Below are 17,057 nucleotides of genomic sequence, written 5' to 3' on the forward strand. Positions count from 1 at the left end.
CGAGCGCTGCGGACGGTTTCCGAGGACAGGGGCTTGCGATGAACGAGTGGACGATGGGCTACGATGGCGAGCGTCTTGACCCGGTCGGCGGGATGTATCTGCCGGGCCGGGGCGCGCGCGGCTACCGTCCGGCGCTGATGCGCTTCGCCGGTCCCGACGCGCTCAGCCCCTTCGGCGCCGGCGGCGTCAACCCGTACGCCTACTGCGACGGCGATCCGGTCAACCGCGCCGATCCGTCCGGCCATTTCAGCGTCGGCGGCGCCGTCGGCATAGGCCTGGGCGTGCTGGGCGTGCTGCTGACGCCGCTCAGCTTCGGCACCACGTTGGCGGCGGCCTTGTCGATAGGCGCGGTGGTGGCCGGCGTGGCCTCGGTCGGGCTGGGCATCGCGGCCGAGATGGTCGACGATCGCGGGCTGGCCGACAAGCTGGGTTGGACCAGTCTGGCGGCCGGCGTCGTCGGCTGCGTCGCCGCGATCGGTGTCGGTCGCCTGGCATTCAGGGCCGAAGCGCTGTTTGGCGCGGCCAGTAGCCGCTTGCCGGGGAGTGCCGTCCAGGGCGGCGGGGGGGTATTCGGCCGTTCGCTGCTTGCGCGGCTGGGGGCTCGTTTCCGGCCCGGCGCCGGGCGGGAGGCGGCGGCGATCGGGATCGGGGAGATGAGGCGCGCGTCGTCGACACCGGACATGGCCGCCTTCCTGGCCTTGCCGGAGCAAGAGCGAACCTGGCTCGCGCAGGGCTCGCAGGGCGTCGTCTATGACGTCAGCGAGCACTGGGTGGCCAAGGCGCCGATCCCGGGTGCCGGCAGCCCGAGGAGCGTCGACGCGCTGCGGCGGGAGGCGGATATTTTTAGAAAAGTGTACGGCGCGGAATCGGCGCGGGTCGAGCATGGCATGCTATGGATGCGGAAAGTCCCCGGCCGCCGGGTGCAGGAGCTTCCTCGCAGTGAATACCGGCGGATAGAGGGACGGATCGTTGCCGAATGGAGGCGGCTGGAACGGATCGGCATCCATTACCGGGATCTCAACGGAGAAAATGTGCTGGTCGATCATGACGGTGTCGTCCGCTTCGTCGATTTCGGCATGGCGACGCTCCGGGCGGACTAGGGAGGCGGTCTCAATGAATGGCCTGGCACTGGCTTGCAACGGCGAGCGTTTTGACCCGGTCGGCGGGATGTATCTGCCGGGTCGGGGCGCGCGTGGCTACCGTCCGGCGCTGATGCGCTTCGCCGGTCCCGACGCGCTCAGTCCCTTCGGCGCCGGCGGCGTCAACCCGTATGCCTACTGCGACGGCGATCCGCTCAACCGCGCCGACCCGTCCGGCCATTTCAGCGTCGGCGGCGCCGTCGGCCTGGGCCTGGGCGTGCTGGGCGTGCTGCTGACGCCGCTCAGCTTCGGCACCACGCTGGCGGCGGCCTTGTCGATAGGCGCGGTGGTGGCCGGCGTGGCCTCGGTCGGCTTGGGCATCGCGGCCGAGGTGGTCGATGATCGCAAGGCGGCGGAAATCCTGGGCTGGACCAGCCTGGCGCTGGGCGTCGTCAGCTGCGGCGTGGCGATGGGCGTCAGCCGGCTGGCGCCGAAGGCCGCGACCTTGATCGGCGAGGCGGACATCAAGCTGGGCGCCTGGCTGCAGGGCCGCGGCGGGCTGCTGGCGCGGATCGAGCGCGGCGAGCGAGGCGGCTTCGGACTGGCGCTCGGCGGACGGCTGAGCCGATGCTTCCGTCCGGCCGCGGAACCGGCGGAGGCGCCGATTGAAATGACCGTGGCGCGACGCTCCTCCTTGTCGTCGGAGATGGACGCCTTCTTGGCCTTGTCCCGACGGCAGCGCCAGGGCCGGCTGATCGGGACGGGGACCCAGGGAAGCGTTTACGCCGTCGGCGAACGCTGGGTGGTCAAGGAGCCGCTGCTCGGCGTCCGCGCCGCGCGGGACATCTTCGCGATGCAAAACGAAGCCTATGTTTTCAGCCGCGTGTATGGGGAGGGATCGGCCGTGGTCCGCCACGACAGGCTGTGGATGCGGAGGATTCCCGGCAGGCCGGTCAGCTCGCTCGATCTTTCCTCCTATGAAGTCTGGGAGCTGCAACGGAAGGTTGCCGCCGAACAGCGGCGGCTGGCGGACATGGGCATCTTCCATGGCGATCTCAGCGGGGATAATGTGCTGCTGACCGACGAGGGCGAGGTCCACTTCATCGATTTCGGCAGGGCCACGCACCTGAGGGTTTACTCGGGCTGATGCGCTTGCGCCGTGTCGCGCCGCCGCAGGCGGCTGCTGTCTATCAGGTGGGCGGCGCGCGCCCGCAGCTGGCCGCAGCCGCCGTCCACGTCCTGGCCGGCGGAGTCCCGCACCTTGGTCAGCACGCCGTTGTCGTGCAGATGGCGGCGGATTTCCGCGACGCGCCCGGCGTCCGGCCGCTGGAATTCGTCGCCGTCCACGCTGTTGTACGGAATGATGTTCAGCACGCCGTACTTGCCCTTCAGCAGCCGTATCGCGGCGTCCATCTCCTCGCGGCTGTCGTTGACGCCGGCCAGCAGCGTCCATTGATACTGGATCGGGTAGCCGGTCGCGCGGGCATAGGCCTCGCCCAGCTCCACCAGCTCGGCCGGAGCGAGACGCGGCGCGCGCGGCAGCAGCCGCTCGCGCAGATCGGCGCGGGTGGTGTGCAGCGACAGCGCCAGCGCCGGCTTGACCCGCTGCTGCGGCAGCCGCTCGAACACGCGAGGATCGCCGACGGTGGAAAACACCAGATTCTTGTGACCGATATTGCCGTCGGTGCCCAGCCAGTCTATCGCCTCCAGCACATTGTCCAGATTGTGCGCCGGCTCGCCCATGCCCATGAACACCACCTTCTTCACCGGGCGGATGCGGCGCGCCAGCGCCAGCTGCGCCGCGATCTCTGCGCTGCCCAGCTGGCGCAGCAGGCCGGACTTGCCGGTCATGCAGAAGGTGCAGCCAACCGCGCAGCCGACCTGGCTGGACACGCAAAGCCCGTCGCGCGGCAGCAGCACGCTCTCCACCATCTGGCCGTCGTTCAGCGCCACCAGCAGCCGCAGCGAGCCGTCGGCCGCCGTGTGCTGCGAATGGATGCGCGCCAGGCCCTCCAGCCGCGCGGCGATCGGCGCCAGGCCGTTGCGGACCGACAGCGGGAAGTAATCCTCGCTCTTCTGATGGCGGGTGCCGGCGTCCAGTGGCTGGCCCTTCAGCCAGGCGCGGTTGATGCGGCCGACGTGGCAGGGGCGGGCGCCGATGTCGGCGAGGGCTTGGTGGAATTCCTGGATGCGCATGGTCTGGATACGGTAGTGTCGCCGCGCGGCCGGGCCGCGCGTTTTGCTCAAGGCGCGTAGGGTAGCGCAAGACGGCGGCGAGCGGGCGACGATTTTGCCGGCCGTGGCCGCCGTTTCGCGCGGTCTCAGCCGCGGGCCGCCTGTTCCGCCGGCTGTATCAGCAGCCGGTTGGCGAAGAAGCAGATCAGCGCCAGCACCAGGTAGACCGCCAGCAGCGCCGGCGCGTCGTGGATGGACAGCAGGCTCAGCAGGAAGGACGTCGCGCTGGTCATCAGGATGTTGATCAGGAACATCAGCGCGGTGGCGGTGCCGGCGATATGGCGGAACAGCGCCAAGCCGCGCCCCATCGACATCGGGAACAGCATGCCCTGGCCGAAGAACATCAGCGCGCTGACGGCGCACAGCAGGGCCAGGCTGTCCGGCCACAACCACGACAGCGCCAGGCCCGCCAGCGTGACGGCCAGCAGCAGCCGGGTCATGCCCTGCTGCACGCCGGCCACCGGGAAGCGGCTGAGCAGGTAGCGGCAGATGAAGGTGGCCAGCAGGAAGACGCAGCCCAGGCCGAAGGCGATGTGGCCGAACACGATGGGCGAGTAATGCCAGCCGGACTGGATGATGAACGGCCCGACGGTATTGAAGGCGATGCTCATCGAGTAGATGGCGCCCATCAGCACCACCATGCCCATGAACTGGCGGTGACGGACCACCTCGCCGAGATTGCGGCGTATCGTCGGCAGATTCAGCGGATGGCGGCGGAAATGCGTCTCGGGCACGAAGCGGGCCACCAGCGCGCCCATCACGGCCATCGAGGCGGCGAAGAACACGAAGCAGGCCTGCCAGCCGGCGTAAACCTGCAGATAGCCGCCCAGCACCGGGCCGATGATGGGGCCCAGGCCGAACATGCTGCCGGACACCACGCCTATCTTCACCAGCTCCTGCGGCGCCAGCACGTCCGGATAGACCGAGCGCGCCACCACCGAAATGGTGCCCACCATCAGGCCCTGCAGCAAGCGGGTGGCCAGCAGCGCCGGCAGCGTCGGCAGCCACAGCGGCAGCAGGCTGATCAGCGCGAAGCCGGCCATGCCGCCCAACAGCAGCTTGCGCCGGCCCCAGGCGTCGGTCAGGAAGCCGGAGCAGAAATTGCCCAGCGCGTAGCCCAGCAGATAGAGGCTGATCAGATTCTTGATCGAATTGTCCGATTCGCCCAGCTGGGCGGCCATCGCCGGCAGCGACGGCGAGACCAGGTCGACGGCCATGCCGAAGAACGGCATCACCAGCAGCAGCACCAGGATCAGTCGTTTCAGCTGCTTCTGCGGCAGCGGATGGATGTCCACGCTCATCGCGGGCTCCCTTCGTCTTGCATCTGCATATTGGCTTGCATCCTGTCCAGCAGGCGCTGGGTCTGCTGCAACTCGTCGGCGCTGAAGCCCTGGAACAGCCGCCGGTCCACGCTGTCTACCGCGGCCAGCAACGCCGGCATCAGCTCGGCGCGGCAGTGCTCGGTCATCTCCACGAACATGCAGCGGCGATTGGCCGCCCAGGGGCTGCGCCGCACAAGGCCGTCCTTCTCCAGTCCGTCCAGCGTTCTGGCCAGCTGCGCCGGGTCCATGTCCAATTGGCCGAGCAGGGTCTTCTGCGTGCAATCGCCGCATTGATGCAGCATCAGCAGGATCTGGCGCTGCGAACGGGTGATGGTTGTGTTTTGCAGGCGGCTGTCCATCAGGCGCCGCTTCAGGTTGACGATATGCGCCAAGCGATGGCCAAGGAGGTGGATCATGTTTGTTCCGATATTGACTTTGCAAACAATTGTATTAGTCAATTGTTGATAAAGTCAATTTAATTGGAGGGGACTGTCTGATGTCGGATCGCGGCGGGCGCATGAGGATGGCGCCGCTCAATCGCCGGCATGGTCGTTTCACGCAAGCCCATGCCATTGCCGTTTGCTAGCCTGGCCGGCGACAACCTATCGACAAATCGCACAGGAGATCGAAGCATGCCCGTCGTACCCGTACCCGGTAAATTATTCGTGCCCAGAAAGCACTGCATGAGCGCGCAGACGCGCGCGACCGAGCTGGGGGCCCGGATCCGGCAGGTCCGCCACGATGTCGCGTCGCCCGCTCGGCATGCCGCCAGCCATGGGGGAGGCGGGGCCGCGGACAGGCCGGGCCTGTTCGACCTGGCGGTCAGGGACCAGCAAATCCGGGGCGGGCAGTGCGGCGGCGGGCTGCGGACCGAGAACGGCGCGCTGGCCCATGTCAGACGGCTGGTGGTGATAGGCGACAGCCTGTCCGACTCGGAAGGGCGGATGTGGAAAAAGACCTGCGGCATCATGCCCTCGTCGCGCCAGTATTACGATGGGCGCTTCACCAACGGCTTCGTCTGGACCGACTTCCTGGCCTCACGGGCCTTCTTGGACAAGGAACTGGTCAATTACGCCGAAGGCGGCGCCGTCGCCGGCAAGTATTCCAAGCTGAATCCGGTCTTCCTGTTCATTTCCCATATGGAGCGTCAGATAGACAAGCATGATTTCCGGCCCGGCGACATGGCGGTGCTGGCGCTGGGCAGCAACGACTACATGACCTTCGGCAAGACCGACGTCGGCAAGGTGATGCGCAGCTACCAGAAACAGATAGACCGGCTGGTCGACAAGGGCGTGACGGACATCCTGGTGCTTGGCGTGCCGGACCTGTCGAAAACGGCGTATGCGCGCACCCAGCCGCAAGCGTATCGCGACACGATGCAGGCATTGTCGCGGCAGCATAACGACGAGTTGCGGCAGAAGATCGCGGAGCTGAACGACAGCCAGCGCGGCAAGCAGGTGGCGATCCGCTTTTTCGACACCGCCGGCGAACTGGATGGCCTGATGTCGCTGGCCGACGAGATCGGCTACGACACCCGCCATCCCAATCACGAAGGTTATATCGACTTGCCGCGCGTCATCGGCCTGGCCGGCGACAGGCGGCCGCTGGACACCGCGCCCCGCCGGCTGTTCCACGACACCGTGCATCCCAGCCAGGAGGCGCATCAAATCCTGGCCTCGCGGATGGCGGACTTCATCCGCGAGCAGTTCGGCCGGGAGGCCCCGGCAGGCTGAGCGGCGCAAGGACGGTGGCCCGCCCCCCGCGGCCGCCGTTCACTGCGGGATCGGACGGATGGATGCAGCCGGCGATGCCGAAACCGCCTTATTCCGCCTGCTGCCCTGCCATCTGTCCGCCGCCGGGGCCGAGGCGGACGGTGCGGCTGAACTGAGGCTGCGCGCCGCCCTGGGTGCAGTTCATCCAGTCGGTGGTGAAATCCTTGCCGCTATGGTCCGGGTAGACGGCATAGTATTTTATCCCGGCCGAAACACCGCCGTTCTCCGCCTTGCCCGAAGCCAGTTCCAGGTAACAGGACTCGTACATAAGCATCGTGCCGTACGAGTAAGTGCCGATGCCGTCGATGAAAACCGGCGGGACGATGGCGGAAGCGTCGGGAATATACGGGTAGATGCGAACGTTTTTGACTGGATGTGGAATGGGGGTCATGACGATTCTCTCCTGATAAATGGCGCGGGCTTGAAAAAATAATCAGCCGCGTCGGGTTGGAAGGCCCGCCCACCTTAAATTAAAAGAAATGCCTTATCGCCTGCCTCAAAGGGTAATATTTGATTGCGGAGCATGGTTTGGCGATTGTCGGCGTATTTTCAGGAAAGTCGTATTTGCTCATTGATCTATTGATTTGTCTTGTCGATTTATTTGCCGGGTCGGATTCGTCCGATATTCACGGCGGCGGCGAACAATTGCGGCGGGCTTCAGTCATATAATCGCGAATATCACTTGGTATCCATGCCTTAAAATGAAAATCGACAGCGTCTTGGGATTCAATGGAGAGCGTATCGATCCGGTCAGCGGCGCGACGCATCTGGGCAACGGCTACCGGGCCTACAGTCCCGCCCTGATGCGTTTCCATTGTCCGGACAGCCTCAGTCCGTTCGGCGCCGGCGGCGTCAATGCCTACGCCTACTGCGACGGCGATCCGGTCAACCGGGCCGATCCGTCCGGCCACTTGGGCTGGCAGGCCTGGACCGGCATAGGCCTGGGCATCGCCGGCCTGGGCTTGGCGGCCATCAGCGCGGGGACGTCCATCATCGCCTCGGGCGGCATCATCGCCGCGCTGGAGAGCGCCTCGGCCGTATCGCTGGCGATAGGCGGAGCGGCGGCGGTGGCCGATGTGGCGGCGATAGCCAGCGGCGCGATGGAGGAAATCCGTCCGCGAGCGTCGGCGGTACTGGGATGGGTGTCGTTGGGGGCGGGCGTCGCGGGGGCCGTGCACGGCGCCTTCGGCCTTGGGCGGATATTGACGGCCGGGCTGCGCCGGCGGCTGGGCACGCTGATGAGCATCGGCCTCAGCGGGCGGGGGGCCGCGGCGATGGCGGACCCTATTATCGTCTCTCGCATCAGCACCTTGCCGCAGAGTGGGGTCTATACCCTGGGCATTAGCACCAGGCTCAATTCCGGCGGCGAGATCGAGCGGGAGGTGGCCCTGGCTTATCGCGGGATCGCGAATGCCCCGAATCATCTGGACGTGGTCATCAATATGAGCATGCGCCAAAACAGGGGCGCCCACGTCGCCATCAACGGTGTGTCATGGGAACTGAAGCGACTGGTCAAAGAGCTTAAAAAGGTGGTGCCCGATTTCGATCAGATCAGGAGCGTCAGAATACTGGGCAGAGGAACCGGCAGGATGGCCCATTCGCTGCCAAGGGGAAGCAAGTTCCGCATGTACACTTTTGGCGGCAATCATTTTTTTACCCATGCCAATGATAATTTCCTGTACCGGAATGTACTCAGGGCGGCCGTGGAAAGATTTGACGCGATTGGTCTTGAAGGCGGGACGTATAATCGCGCCATTGCCGAAACGAATGCCTTTTTGAATGCCGAGCTGACTCAAATACCCAACGAAAACACCCGGATATTGACGATAAAAGGCATACGGAACAGCGATGTCTGGCTTACGCCGGCATCGGCTTGAGCGGTGGGTGCGCGCCGGGTCGCGATGCTCGGCGCCGCGTCGTTTGCCATCCGCTTAGACCCGCTAACAAAACCGCGCAGCGTACCTGAGCCAAGGCGCGCCGACGCAGGCAGGACAAGTAGTACGACAAGGAGGCGCAACGCAGGATCAGGGGTTTTGTTAGCGGGTCTTAGCGCAGTACCTCGGCTTCCAGCCGCTCCAGGTTCTGCTCATTGGCCGGGACGACGATGGCGGCCATGCGCTCGGCCAGCTCCGCGCTTTCAAACCGCTGGACCCAGGACACCCGCGTGCCGCCCGGCGTGGCGGCCAGCGATATCGTCAGCCGGTATTTCGGATTGGCGACATGCTGCACCACCACGGTGGTCGGCGCGGCGATCTCGGCAAACACGTTCTCGTTCGGGTAATGCCGGCCGTCCGGCCCGTGCATCGTGAATGCCCAGCGGCCGCCGGTCCGGAACTCGCACACGTCGAAGGTATTGCTGAAGCCGGCAGGCCCCCACCAGCGGGCCAGCCGCGCCGGATCGCTGATCGCGGCGAAGACCTGTTCCACGCTGGCGGGAATCTCGCGGGAAGTGGTGAAAGGATTCATGGCTTGCTCCATTGCAATGCCTGCCCCGGATGGGGCGAAACCGGCTGAATCCTGACAGCATAGCAGCTGGATCGCCGGACAGGGCAGGCCCGAACACGGTTTCCCGCGTGTTCAAGAGGCGCCGGTCCAGGGCTCCAGGGGGAGCAGGCCGTCGATTTCCGTCTGCGTGACCTCCGAAATGTCAGCGACGGTGATGCTGCTGAGGCGGACGTGGGCCTCGGTCAGGATATTGGCGCCGCCGGTCTGTCGGAAGAGCTGTTCCTCGGTCCGGATTTCCAGGCTGGGCCGAACGGGAACGAACGAGGGGATTTTCAGCAAATGGCGGCTCAAGGCGGCAGACGGGAAATTGCGCAGCAGGGAGACGCCTTCCACCCGCTCCGCCTTGATCCGGTATAGAAAACCCGCGCCGTTCAAGCCCAGTGGCGACTGCTTCCAGTGCAGTGCGCCGATCATGGTCTCCGAAACAATCAGCGTAGGATCCGCCGCGCCCCGCATATCGGGGACGCCCCTGAATTCGGTGGACGGCGGGAAGCCCGTCCGGCGTATGGTGGCTGGCGAGCGCATATCGGCACGATACAGTCCTCCGGCAAACCCCGTTTGTTCGATCAGCCCCAAGGCGTTGCGCGTCGCCGTCGCCGGGGGAAGCGCCGCCGGGGCCCCGCGTCCGCTTAGCCCCGCCTGCAGTAAATTGCCCAGCCTGGCCCGGAGACCGGCCGTGGCCCTGAGCGCACCGGCCCCGATGGCAGCCATGCCGCCCGCCGCGCCGGCGCCCAGCGACATCCAGGCGAGTATCGCCGACGCCTGCGGGGCGCGTTCCTCCAGCGAGCCGCTGGCGATCGCCGCCGCATCGGCCGCCACGACGGCTCCGCCGATGGCCAGCGATAGGGCCGAGGCGGTTTCCAGCGCCGCGATCACTCCGCCGGAAGCGGCGATCGAGGCGCCCGCGGTGACGGCGGCCAGCGCCAGGCCGGCCACGCCCAGGCCTATCGACGTCCAGGCCTGCCAGCTCAGGTGGCCGGACGGATCGGCCCGGTTCACCGGATCGCCGGCGCAATAGGCGTAGGCATCGACGCCGCCGGCGCCGAACGGACTCAGGCTGTCCGGGCAGCGGAAGCGCATCAGCGCCGGGCTGTAGGCGCGATAGCCGTTGCCCAGGTGATACTGCCAGTTGGCCGGGTCTGACCGCTCGCCATTGAATTGCAGCGCACTATCGCTCATCGTCCACCCCCATTCTGCAATCAGCCCAGGCTCTCATTGCGAGCCGTTAACCATGCCGGCACCGCCCGTATCGGCGCCGCTCGCTTCTGGCGCGCTGCGAGGTTTTTCGGCGGCGAGTGGTCGGGAAATCAATAATAGGCGCCGATATGTTCTTCCAATATGCCCGGGGAAATCGGCCGATAGGTGACGGGAACGCCTTCCGTTATCTGCAATAATTCCGAGCTGCGGCCGACATTTTCCACGAAGTGATTCGCGACACCTTCCGTAAACAGCCGGTTGCCGGGGAATTCCACATCCATATTCGTGATCAGTACATCCAATGGGCCGCCAATGACGAGACGTCCTCGCCAGCCGGTTGTCGTGATGCCGGACTTTTCCGCAAATTTGGCGGCGAAACTGCCGTAACCATTTGTCGCGCTATCGCACATCAGAAATCGAACTCTTTTGATGACGCCGGAGTCCAGCGGATAGTTTTTGTTTCTGAGCCATGCGAGCGCCTGGGTCACGGTGAATCCCTCGTCGCCGGCATCCGCCACCAGCAGGCGGGCGACCCTGCTGCTGGTGCCGTGCACTGCCAGGGTCAGCCTGAGTTCGTTATCGGCATGATCATAAAAAGAGTAATCCAGCCAGATGCCGGGCACGCCCCATGGAAACCCAGGCGATTGTCCCAATAGGCTGAAGTTATGCGGGTTGACGCCGTCCAGCGGCGATATCGATGGATGCCATGCCGGTCCTCGGCCGCTCAAACCGTTTTTCAGAAGCGGTGCGATATGGGATTGCAAGCGTTTCAGCCCGGCCGCAACGCGACCGGCTGCTTGAGCCGCGCCGACGCCGGCCCCCGCCGCGCCGGCGCCCAGGGATATCCAACCGAGTATCGCCGACGCCTTCGGGTCGTATTCCTCCAGCGCGCCGCTGGCGATCGCCGCCGCATCGGCCACCACCGCGGCGGCGCCTATCGCCAGCGAGACGGCCGAAGCGCTTTGCAGCGCGGCGATGATTCCGCCGGAGGCGGCGATCGAGGTGCCCGCGGTGACGGCGGCCAGCGCCAGGCCGGCCACGCCCAGGCCTATGCCGGCCCACGCCTGCCAGCTCAGATGGCCGGACGGATCGGCCCGGTTGACCGGATCGCCGGCGCAGTAGGCGTAGGCATTGACGCCGCCGGCGCCGAAGGGACTGAGGCTGTCCGGACAGCGGAAGCGCATCAGCGCCGGGCTGTAGGCGCGATAGCCGTTGCCCAGATGGACGGCGCCGCTGAAGGTATCCCGACGTTCGCCATTAAATCCCAGCACACCGTTCTCCATTGATTTTCCTTTCCGGACATAGTAGATCAGACTCAATCGCCTCATGCGGCTTTTCCATATTGTTCTGGGCAATATCCGATATGGGCTGCTGCCTGCTCCGCATGGCCCGAGTCTGAGCGTCAGCTTACCGCGCGTCCTGCGCGCAGTTTGTCGCGAGGCGCGTGAGCCACGCGCCACGATGTCTGCGCATGGCTTTGCCGATCATGCATTACAATCGTAAGTCCGCATGCGGGAGGCAATTCATCCGAGGTAAATCATGCGGGCTTGGCCGGGCAGGGCGGCTGGTGTCGGACGAGGTTGGGTCAACGGCGATGAGTGTTCATGCGATGAGTGATGAGATGCGGAAAATAAAGATAAGCGAAGGAAAAAGGTTTTTGATCCTGACGGTGAGCTATTGGGTGTTCGCCATCGCGTGGTTTTGGCGCGCAACGGATGGGGAGTGGATGTATTTCATGGTTTTCCTGCAGATGGCGGCGATGTATTTCCTGCCGATAATGGGGGCGCTGTGGATGGCTTGCTCGGCCATCTCATGGCTGCTTTCCCGCCATGCCGGGCGCAGTCTGGGCTGAGTGCCGAGGAGAATCGGGCCGCGCCCCCGTATGGTGCATCGCCCCGAGGGGTGATGCATCCTACAGTCTTCCTTTTGGCGATGTGTCACGCAGCTGACAGGCGAACTGGCTGGCTGTGCATGTTCGAACCTTGCGCACCACCCGCTAGGCGGATTGCGTTCAGCCCGCTTGCCCATACGCTTCGCAAGGCGGCAAGTGTCGAGCTTGTCAATTCGCTTCGCCAGGCGCAGCTGGCGGGCGGTGGCCAGCTTGAGCAGCTCCGCGCTGGTGGCTGGCATCCTGCCGGGCGGGGCGATCAGCTCTGCCATGCCGCTTAGCGTGGAGACGCTGCTGGAGAGGCCGATCAGCCTGCCGTGCGGCCAGCGATGTCGTTTGTTCGGCGCAAAATCCGGTAGGGTGCGTCACCCCGCAGGGGCGACGCACCAACAATGAAGTGTCATCGTCGGATAAGGCCAAATTAACCGGCCATCCGCCAATAAACCCAACATCAAGCTGTCATCCGCCCCATCCGCTCGGCCAAGCGCAAATGGCAGGCCGCCGCCAGCTTGATCAACTCGACGGTGGTGACCGGCAGCTTGTCCGGCTCGGCGATCCGCTCCGCCAAGCCTCCCAAGGTACTGACGGTGCTGGACAGGCCGATCACCCGGCCGTGCGGCCAGCGTTGCTGGTTGTTCGGCGCGTAATCCAGCGCCACCACCCAGCGCGAGTGCTGCCACGGGCCGGGGCCGCGCAGCACGTCCTCCATCACCGCGCGGCTGACTTGCTGCGCCGCCTCGGCGGCCAGCGCCAGGGCCAGATGCAGGCGGGCCGCCGTGCCGGCCGCGCCATTCGTGCCATTGTCCCGCAGCAAAGCCGGCCGGGTTTCCTCCTCCCACCAGCGCCGCAGTCGCCGCGCGCCCGGCTTCTTCACTCGCCGCAAGGCCTCGTCCAGCTCGCCCTCGGACAGGCACAAGGCCGGTTCCTCGCCATCGGCCAGCCGCAACAGCCGCCCGGCCGGCTCGCCCAGGATTTGCAACAGGCCGGCCAGCTCCAGCTTCATCGCGGCCGCGACGTCCGCCGCGACAAACCAGAAGCCCTCCGACCGCCGCACCACACGCATCGCCAGGCTCTTGGCGTAATCGAGGCGCAGCGGCGTCTCGATAGCCTGATCGTTTGGCGGGTTCATGGCCGGATCTCCAGTGCGAGCTGGCTTGAGTCGTTCGGATACAAGGGCGGAGCAGGGCGCTCAAGGCAACGGACGGGATGAGAATGGAGAGAAGAAAGAGAAACGACAAACACAAGACGAGCATCCATGGTCATGGACTCCTAGCGGTTTTGTCTAAAGCGCCCCCTGTTGAGAGGGGCGGCCGGGTACTTCAACACCGCCGCTAGACGGCCCGCAGATTTTCCCCGTTGCCGGGGTATTGTATGGCTGCACGCTACCCGGCCATAAGCTTTGGGCGTGCCGGGACAGCGGCACGACAGGAAACCTATGGACGCAAAAGCCACGACTTACGGGCGCGGGCTAACCGCTAGCGGAGAGGTGTGTTGAGCACCAGAGGCAAATCTAACAGCGACGCTGCTTGGGGTCAATAAATTCTGGACTTTCTCGTATTCCTATATAAATTAGCGATGAGCTGACTAGCTTTCGTTGATTTATTTTCACTGCTGGGGTGGGTTTATGCGCCAAATCATGTTAAACGTAGTTTGATTCCGTCTCTTTTTTCAGTTTTATTTTTATAAATATGGCAGCGGAAATACATATTGCTGTGAATGCCAGGCCAAAAAGATAGATTGCGGGCAGGGTTTTTTTCTCACTCCCGTAGGTGCCGTGGCCGGCGATGGTGATGAAGAGAATCAGGCTTGTGATATACATCCCTACGACTATTTTATTTGCATTATTTTGCCATTTTCCATTTGATGTGGCACCAGCCAGCAGGACAACGATGGGCGGCAGGGAGAATATTGACGATGCAAGGTAGGTTTGCCAGTTTTGCAAATCAGAGCCTTCGCCACCGAATACCATGCCAGTCGTAAACCAATAGATCACTGCAAAAAAAGAAACTAAGAGAGAAAAATTCATTTGGCAGGCTCCAGGCTGTCGACGTCTATCCCCATCGCTTGCCCTATCTTTTTCCGCTGATAGCAAGTTCTACAGCCTTCGCCGGCTTGTATCTTGTTGGATGGCAGGCCTTTATTTTTGGCAAGAAAGCGCTTGAAATATACCGGACCTTGCTTGAAGTATGTAACCAGGACAGCCTCTTGCTTTCTTGGTGGCAAGTCTTTAATTGCGGGCCACATGTCTTTTTTTTGCATGCATAATTACAAGTGCAGAGAAGTGTGCGCGTCCTTTAGAGCCGCTAACAAAACCGCGCAGCGTACCTGAGTCAAGGCGCGCCGACGCAGGCAGTACAAGTAGTACGACAAGGAGGCGCAACGCAGGATCAGGGGTTTTGTTAGCGGGTCTTATTGGTCAAAATGGGTCACGCTGGCGATGGGGCGGGCCATGTTCATGATGATCAAACCTCTTAGGTATTTGACTGATTTGAAAAAAAACTACTCAGATGAGTCGCCATCTCCGGAGTGGGCGGTTTAAAGTCGACATCGGGAGTAAAGGTTAATAGGAATTATTGTCGGTAACAGATGGTATGCGTTTCATCTGCGTTCTACCTCAATTACTCTCCCATAACATTCCGCCAAACACGGTATCGACCAGTTCAATAAGTATGCCAACGCAAGAATGATTTCATTGGCATAGTCCCCCCCTCTGGGACGTAATGCCTTGCAACGCAGGGATGCAGTTTCGCACATGGAACGCACTGTAGGGCTATTTACGGGGCAGGAGTCGCCGCCTTGCTGCACAGCATGCCCCTGCGGGGCTGTTCAGTGCATCAAAGGACAGGTTTCAAAACTCACCAGTGTGGTAAGGTACTACCCTGCTTACAATCTCGGCATGTCCATGAAATCGCTCTTCCCCCTCCTAGCCCTGTTGACCGCCTGCACTACAGCCAATGCGGATGATCCCTACCTGCGCAAGGGCATCAGCATGGATAATGCTGCCTTGAACTACGTCAATCGCGGAGTCTTCTTCCGCCTTGACGGTGGGTACAATGGTGGCGGTCTTGCGCGAGCGGCAAAAGACGATAAGCTCGGTACTGCTGGTTCTTCATGCTGCTTTACAATTACTGATTTGAAGAAGCCCGTGCAGGTTGAGCTGAGGTGGAGCCCGATCAATGAACCAACTGTTCTAGACTCAAATGGAAGGTTGGTTTTCGGAAAAGAATTAACTCCTGCAGTTACAAAAAATGTAACTGTAAACCTCCCACATCGCTTACCTAGGATTATACCAAATGATTACAAGAACAGTGAAGACGTGATGTGCCTTGTAATCAAAGGACTTGAAGACGTAGAGCTAAAGTACTCCAAGGGCTATGATTGCAAAGATGAATGAATGGCACTGAGGCAAGCTGGCGCATATATCGAAGATGAAGTGCTATTGGCTGCGCACAAGGCTGCCAAAATGGCCAAGCTATCGTGCGAACTCGGTGGTCAGACTTGGAAAGAGCGCATTGAATGCAAGTTCTTCCCAAAATTCACCATGTTTTTCGATGGCACGATGAACAACCTGAATACCTCGCCAGACAACAAGTCCAATGTGGCGCGGCTATTTCTGGCCGCCTACGACGACAGGGGGAAGGAATACTATCCCCGCTACATCACCGGCGTTGGCACCTTATACGAACCCAAAGACAACCCAGAGGTCGGAGTAGACAAGGGTGGTGCGATGGGTGCTGGCTTTGGCAAGGGTGGCGACATGCGTTTAAAAGACGCCATCCTCTTTATCGAGAAGACGCTAGGCAAGAATTACACGACGGCTATCGCCCATATCAAAATGCTACGGGTGAATGTAATTGGTTTCTCGCGTGGCGCAACCCTTGCCCGGGCATTCGTTAACAAGCTTTTGAATGAAAAATCCGGCGAGGACTCGAATGGTCGACTGGTTTACAAGCTCGACTACTACGGCATAACTGTACCGCTGGAAATCGGATTTCTCGGCATATTCGATACTGTGGCCTCGGTAGGTGGTCCACAGCTGCATGCGGATTGGGCTAAGGATTTGCGTGTACCTTCCGCAGTGAAGCACTGCCTCCACCTTGTGGCCGCGCACGAGGTCCGGAACGCCTTTCCACTGGATTCAATTGAATACAAAAACAACTATCCCGACAATAGCGAAGAGGTTGTCTATCCGGGCGTACATTCCGATGTCGGTGGCGGCTATTACCCGAATGAGCAAGGGCGAAGCCTGGAATACACCAAAATACCTCTGCGGGAGATGTATTTTGAGGCGCTGAAAGCCGGTGTAGGGCTACAGTCGCTTATGGAAATGGAAGACGAAGTCAAAAAAGAGTTTGTTCCTGTAGAAAAAGATGCGCTCATCCAAAAATACCATCAGTACATGGAATATGTGAAAGCACCATCCGATAATCTAGTTTCAGCGGTCCAAGGCCACCGTCCTGTATTCTTCAGATGGCACGCGGATGTAGAGCGCAGTGGCAATAAGACTCGATTGTTTGCCGGTTTGGCTAAAGAAGCCGACTGTTCCGAATGCCTATCTGCGCCAGCAGAACGTATTCGAGTCGAGCGGAACGAAAAGATGTGGACAAGCAGGAAGATGAAGGACGCGACAGGGCAAGGCAAGGAATTGGTCACCGAGCACAAACGACTGGTTCGTCGCATACCGTTCATTAAGGACCCGTACGAGCGCGTCGGTGGTGAAACTGTCGGTCGGCCCAGGAATGCCTACGAGGAGCTAATCTACAGCGCCTGGACCAGCCCGCATCCGCTGCCTGGCTACATCAACGAATTCTTTGAAAATTACGTACACGATTCGGTCGCCGCGTTCGATAGCTGGCCATGTGCCCTGTACGATCCTCGGAAGATATTCATGCATGAGGATACGGTGCTTGCCCAGAACAGGAAGCCCGAAACGGACGCGATAGCGTAACCATCGGACAATATTGTCCTAACTCGCTTTGGCGTGCAAGAGCCGCTAACAAAAATCAGTTTCACATCTGGAGCAAGGTGCGCTGATGCAGGCTAGAAATCTCTACTTTTC

General features: G+C 62.1%; 17 protein-coding genes. 7 read left to right on the forward strand and 10 right to left on the reverse strand.

The annotated features are described in order from the left end of the window. Nucleotides 1-38: 38 nt before the first annotated feature. Together WNM05_RS11775 and WNM05_RS11780 are read left to right on the forward strand one after the other, a co-directional pair. A complete protein-coding gene (locus WNM05_RS11775) occupies nt 39-1,100 on the forward strand; it encodes an RHS repeat-associated core domain-containing protein (protein WP_434626796.1) in 1,062 nt (353 codons plus the stop codon). A 13-nt stretch (nt 1,101-1,113) separates the two neighbouring features. Then, on the forward strand, nt 1,114-2,226 hold the full coding sequence (locus tag WNM05_RS11780) for an RHS repeat-associated core domain-containing protein (protein WP_434626798.1): 1,113 nt from the start codon (nt 1,114-1,116) through the stop codon (nt 2,224-2,226). On the opposite strand, the gene WNM05_RS11785 is transcribed toward WNM05_RS11780, so the two are convergent. The 3 genes from WNM05_RS11785 to WNM05_RS11795 all read right to left on the reverse strand — a co-directional run bounded on the left by WNM05_RS11785 (nt 2,214) and on the right by WNM05_RS11795 (nt 5,052). Beyond that, complete coding sequence (locus tag WNM05_RS11785) at nt 2,214-3,326, reverse strand: RNA methyltransferase (protein WP_434626800.1); 1,113 nt, start codon at nt 3,324-3,326, stop codon at nt 2,214-2,216. The two genes, WNM05_RS11780 and WNM05_RS11785, sit on opposite strands and share 13 nt — an antisense overlap. A 74-nt stretch (nt 3,327-3,400) precedes the next feature. Next, nucleotides 3,401-4,615, reverse strand: coding sequence for an MFS transporter (locus WNM05_RS11790; protein ID WP_434626802.1), 1,215 nt, complete (start codon nt 4,613-4,615; stop codon nt 3,401-3,403). Then, complete coding sequence (locus WNM05_RS11795; protein ID WP_434626804.1) at nt 4,612-5,052, reverse strand: MarR family winged helix-turn-helix transcriptional regulator; 441 nt, start codon at nt 5,050-5,052, stop codon at nt 4,612-4,614. Before WNM05_RS11795 ends, WNM05_RS11790 begins: the two co-directional genes overlap by 4 nt. 267 nt (nt 5,053-5,319) lie before the next feature. On the opposite strand from WNM05_RS11795, the gene WNM05_RS11800 reads away from it, so the two are divergent. Then, a complete protein-coding gene (locus tag WNM05_RS11800; RefSeq protein WP_434626806.1) occupies nt 5,320-6,369 on the forward strand; it encodes an SGNH/GDSL hydrolase family protein in 1,050 nt (349 codons plus the stop codon). Nucleotides 6,370-6,457: 88 nt separating this feature from the next. Here the strand turns inward: WNM05_RS11800 and WNM05_RS11805 are convergent, their stop codons facing one another. Then, nucleotides 6,458-6,799 (reverse strand): hypothetical protein, encoded by a 342-nt coding sequence (locus WNM05_RS11805; RefSeq protein ID WP_434626808.1) that lies wholly within the window; start codon nt 6,797-6,799, stop codon nt 6,458-6,460. A gap of 310 nt (nt 6,800-7,109) precedes the next feature. On the opposite strand from WNM05_RS11805, the gene WNM05_RS11810 reads away from it, so the two are divergent. Then, a complete protein-coding gene (locus WNM05_RS11810) occupies nt 7,110-8,285 on the forward strand; it encodes an RHS repeat-associated core domain-containing protein (RefSeq protein WP_434626810.1) in 1,176 nt (391 codons plus the stop codon). A 169-nt stretch (nt 8,286-8,454) separates the two neighbouring features. Here WNM05_RS11810 and WNM05_RS11815 read toward each other — a convergent pair whose 3' ends face one another. The 3 genes from WNM05_RS11815 to WNM05_RS11825 form a co-directional block, all read right to left on the reverse strand. Then, on the reverse strand, nt 8,455-8,874 hold the full coding sequence (locus WNM05_RS11815; protein ID WP_434626812.1) for an SRPBCC domain-containing protein: 420 nt from the start codon (nt 8,872-8,874) through the stop codon (nt 8,455-8,457). A 111-nt stretch (nt 8,875-8,985) separates the two neighbouring features. After that, nucleotides 8,986-10,092: an RHS repeat-associated core domain-containing protein gene (locus WNM05_RS11820; protein ID WP_434626814.1), complete on the reverse strand. Its 1,107-nt coding sequence runs from the start codon at nt 10,090-10,092 to the stop codon at nt 8,986-8,988. A 128-nt stretch (nt 10,093-10,220) separates the two neighbouring features. Then, nucleotides 10,221-11,438, reverse strand: coding sequence for an RHS repeat-associated core domain-containing protein (locus WNM05_RS11825; protein ID WP_434626815.1), 1,218 nt, complete (start codon nt 11,436-11,438; stop codon nt 10,221-10,223). 143 nt (nt 11,439-11,581) lie between these two features. Here WNM05_RS11825 and WNM05_RS11830 point away from each other — a divergent pair, with 143 nt between their 5' ends. Then, nucleotides 11,582-11,962 (forward strand): hypothetical protein, encoded by a 381-nt coding sequence (locus tag WNM05_RS11830; RefSeq protein ID WP_434626817.1) that lies wholly within the window; start codon nt 11,582-11,584, stop codon nt 11,960-11,962. Nucleotides 11,963-12,449: 487 nt separating this feature from the next. On the opposite strand, the gene WNM05_RS11835 is transcribed toward WNM05_RS11830, so the two are convergent. From WNM05_RS11835 to WNM05_RS11845, 3 genes are all read right to left on the reverse strand, one after another. Then, nucleotides 12,450-13,127, reverse strand: a complete 678-nt coding sequence (locus tag WNM05_RS11835) for a hypothetical protein (protein ID WP_434626819.1) — start codon at nt 13,125-13,127, stop codon at nt 12,450-12,452. A 510-nt stretch (nt 13,128-13,637) separates the two neighbouring features. Next, on the reverse strand, nt 13,638-14,024 hold the full coding sequence (locus WNM05_RS11840) for a hypothetical protein (protein ID WP_434626821.1): 387 nt from the start codon (nt 14,022-14,024) through the stop codon (nt 13,638-13,640). Next, nucleotides 14,021-14,257 carry a hypothetical protein gene (locus WNM05_RS11845; protein WP_434626822.1) on the reverse strand — a complete coding sequence of 79 codons (237 nt, stop codon included), beginning with the start codon at nt 14,255-14,257 and terminating at the stop codon, nt 14,021-14,023. The genes WNM05_RS11840 and WNM05_RS11845 overlap by 4 nt, the downstream gene beginning before the upstream one ends. Nucleotides 14,258-14,750: 493 nt before the next feature. Here WNM05_RS11845 and WNM05_RS11850 point away from each other — a divergent pair, with 493 nt between their 5' ends. Further along, nucleotides 14,751-15,392 (forward strand): hypothetical protein, encoded by a 642-nt coding sequence (locus WNM05_RS11850; RefSeq protein WP_434626824.1) that lies wholly within the window; start codon nt 14,751-14,753, stop codon nt 15,390-15,392. Next, nucleotides 15,393-16,946, forward strand: coding sequence for a T6SS phospholipase effector Tle1-like catalytic domain-containing protein (locus WNM05_RS11855; protein WP_434626826.1), 1,554 nt, complete (start codon nt 15,393-15,395; stop codon nt 16,944-16,946). Nucleotides 16,947-17,057: the final 111 nt, after the last annotated feature.

It is taken from the genome of Chromobacterium sp. CV08, assembly GCF_051129845.1.
Classification (GTDB): domain Bacteria; phylum Pseudomonadota; class Gammaproteobacteria; order Burkholderiales; family Chromobacteriaceae; genus Chromobacterium.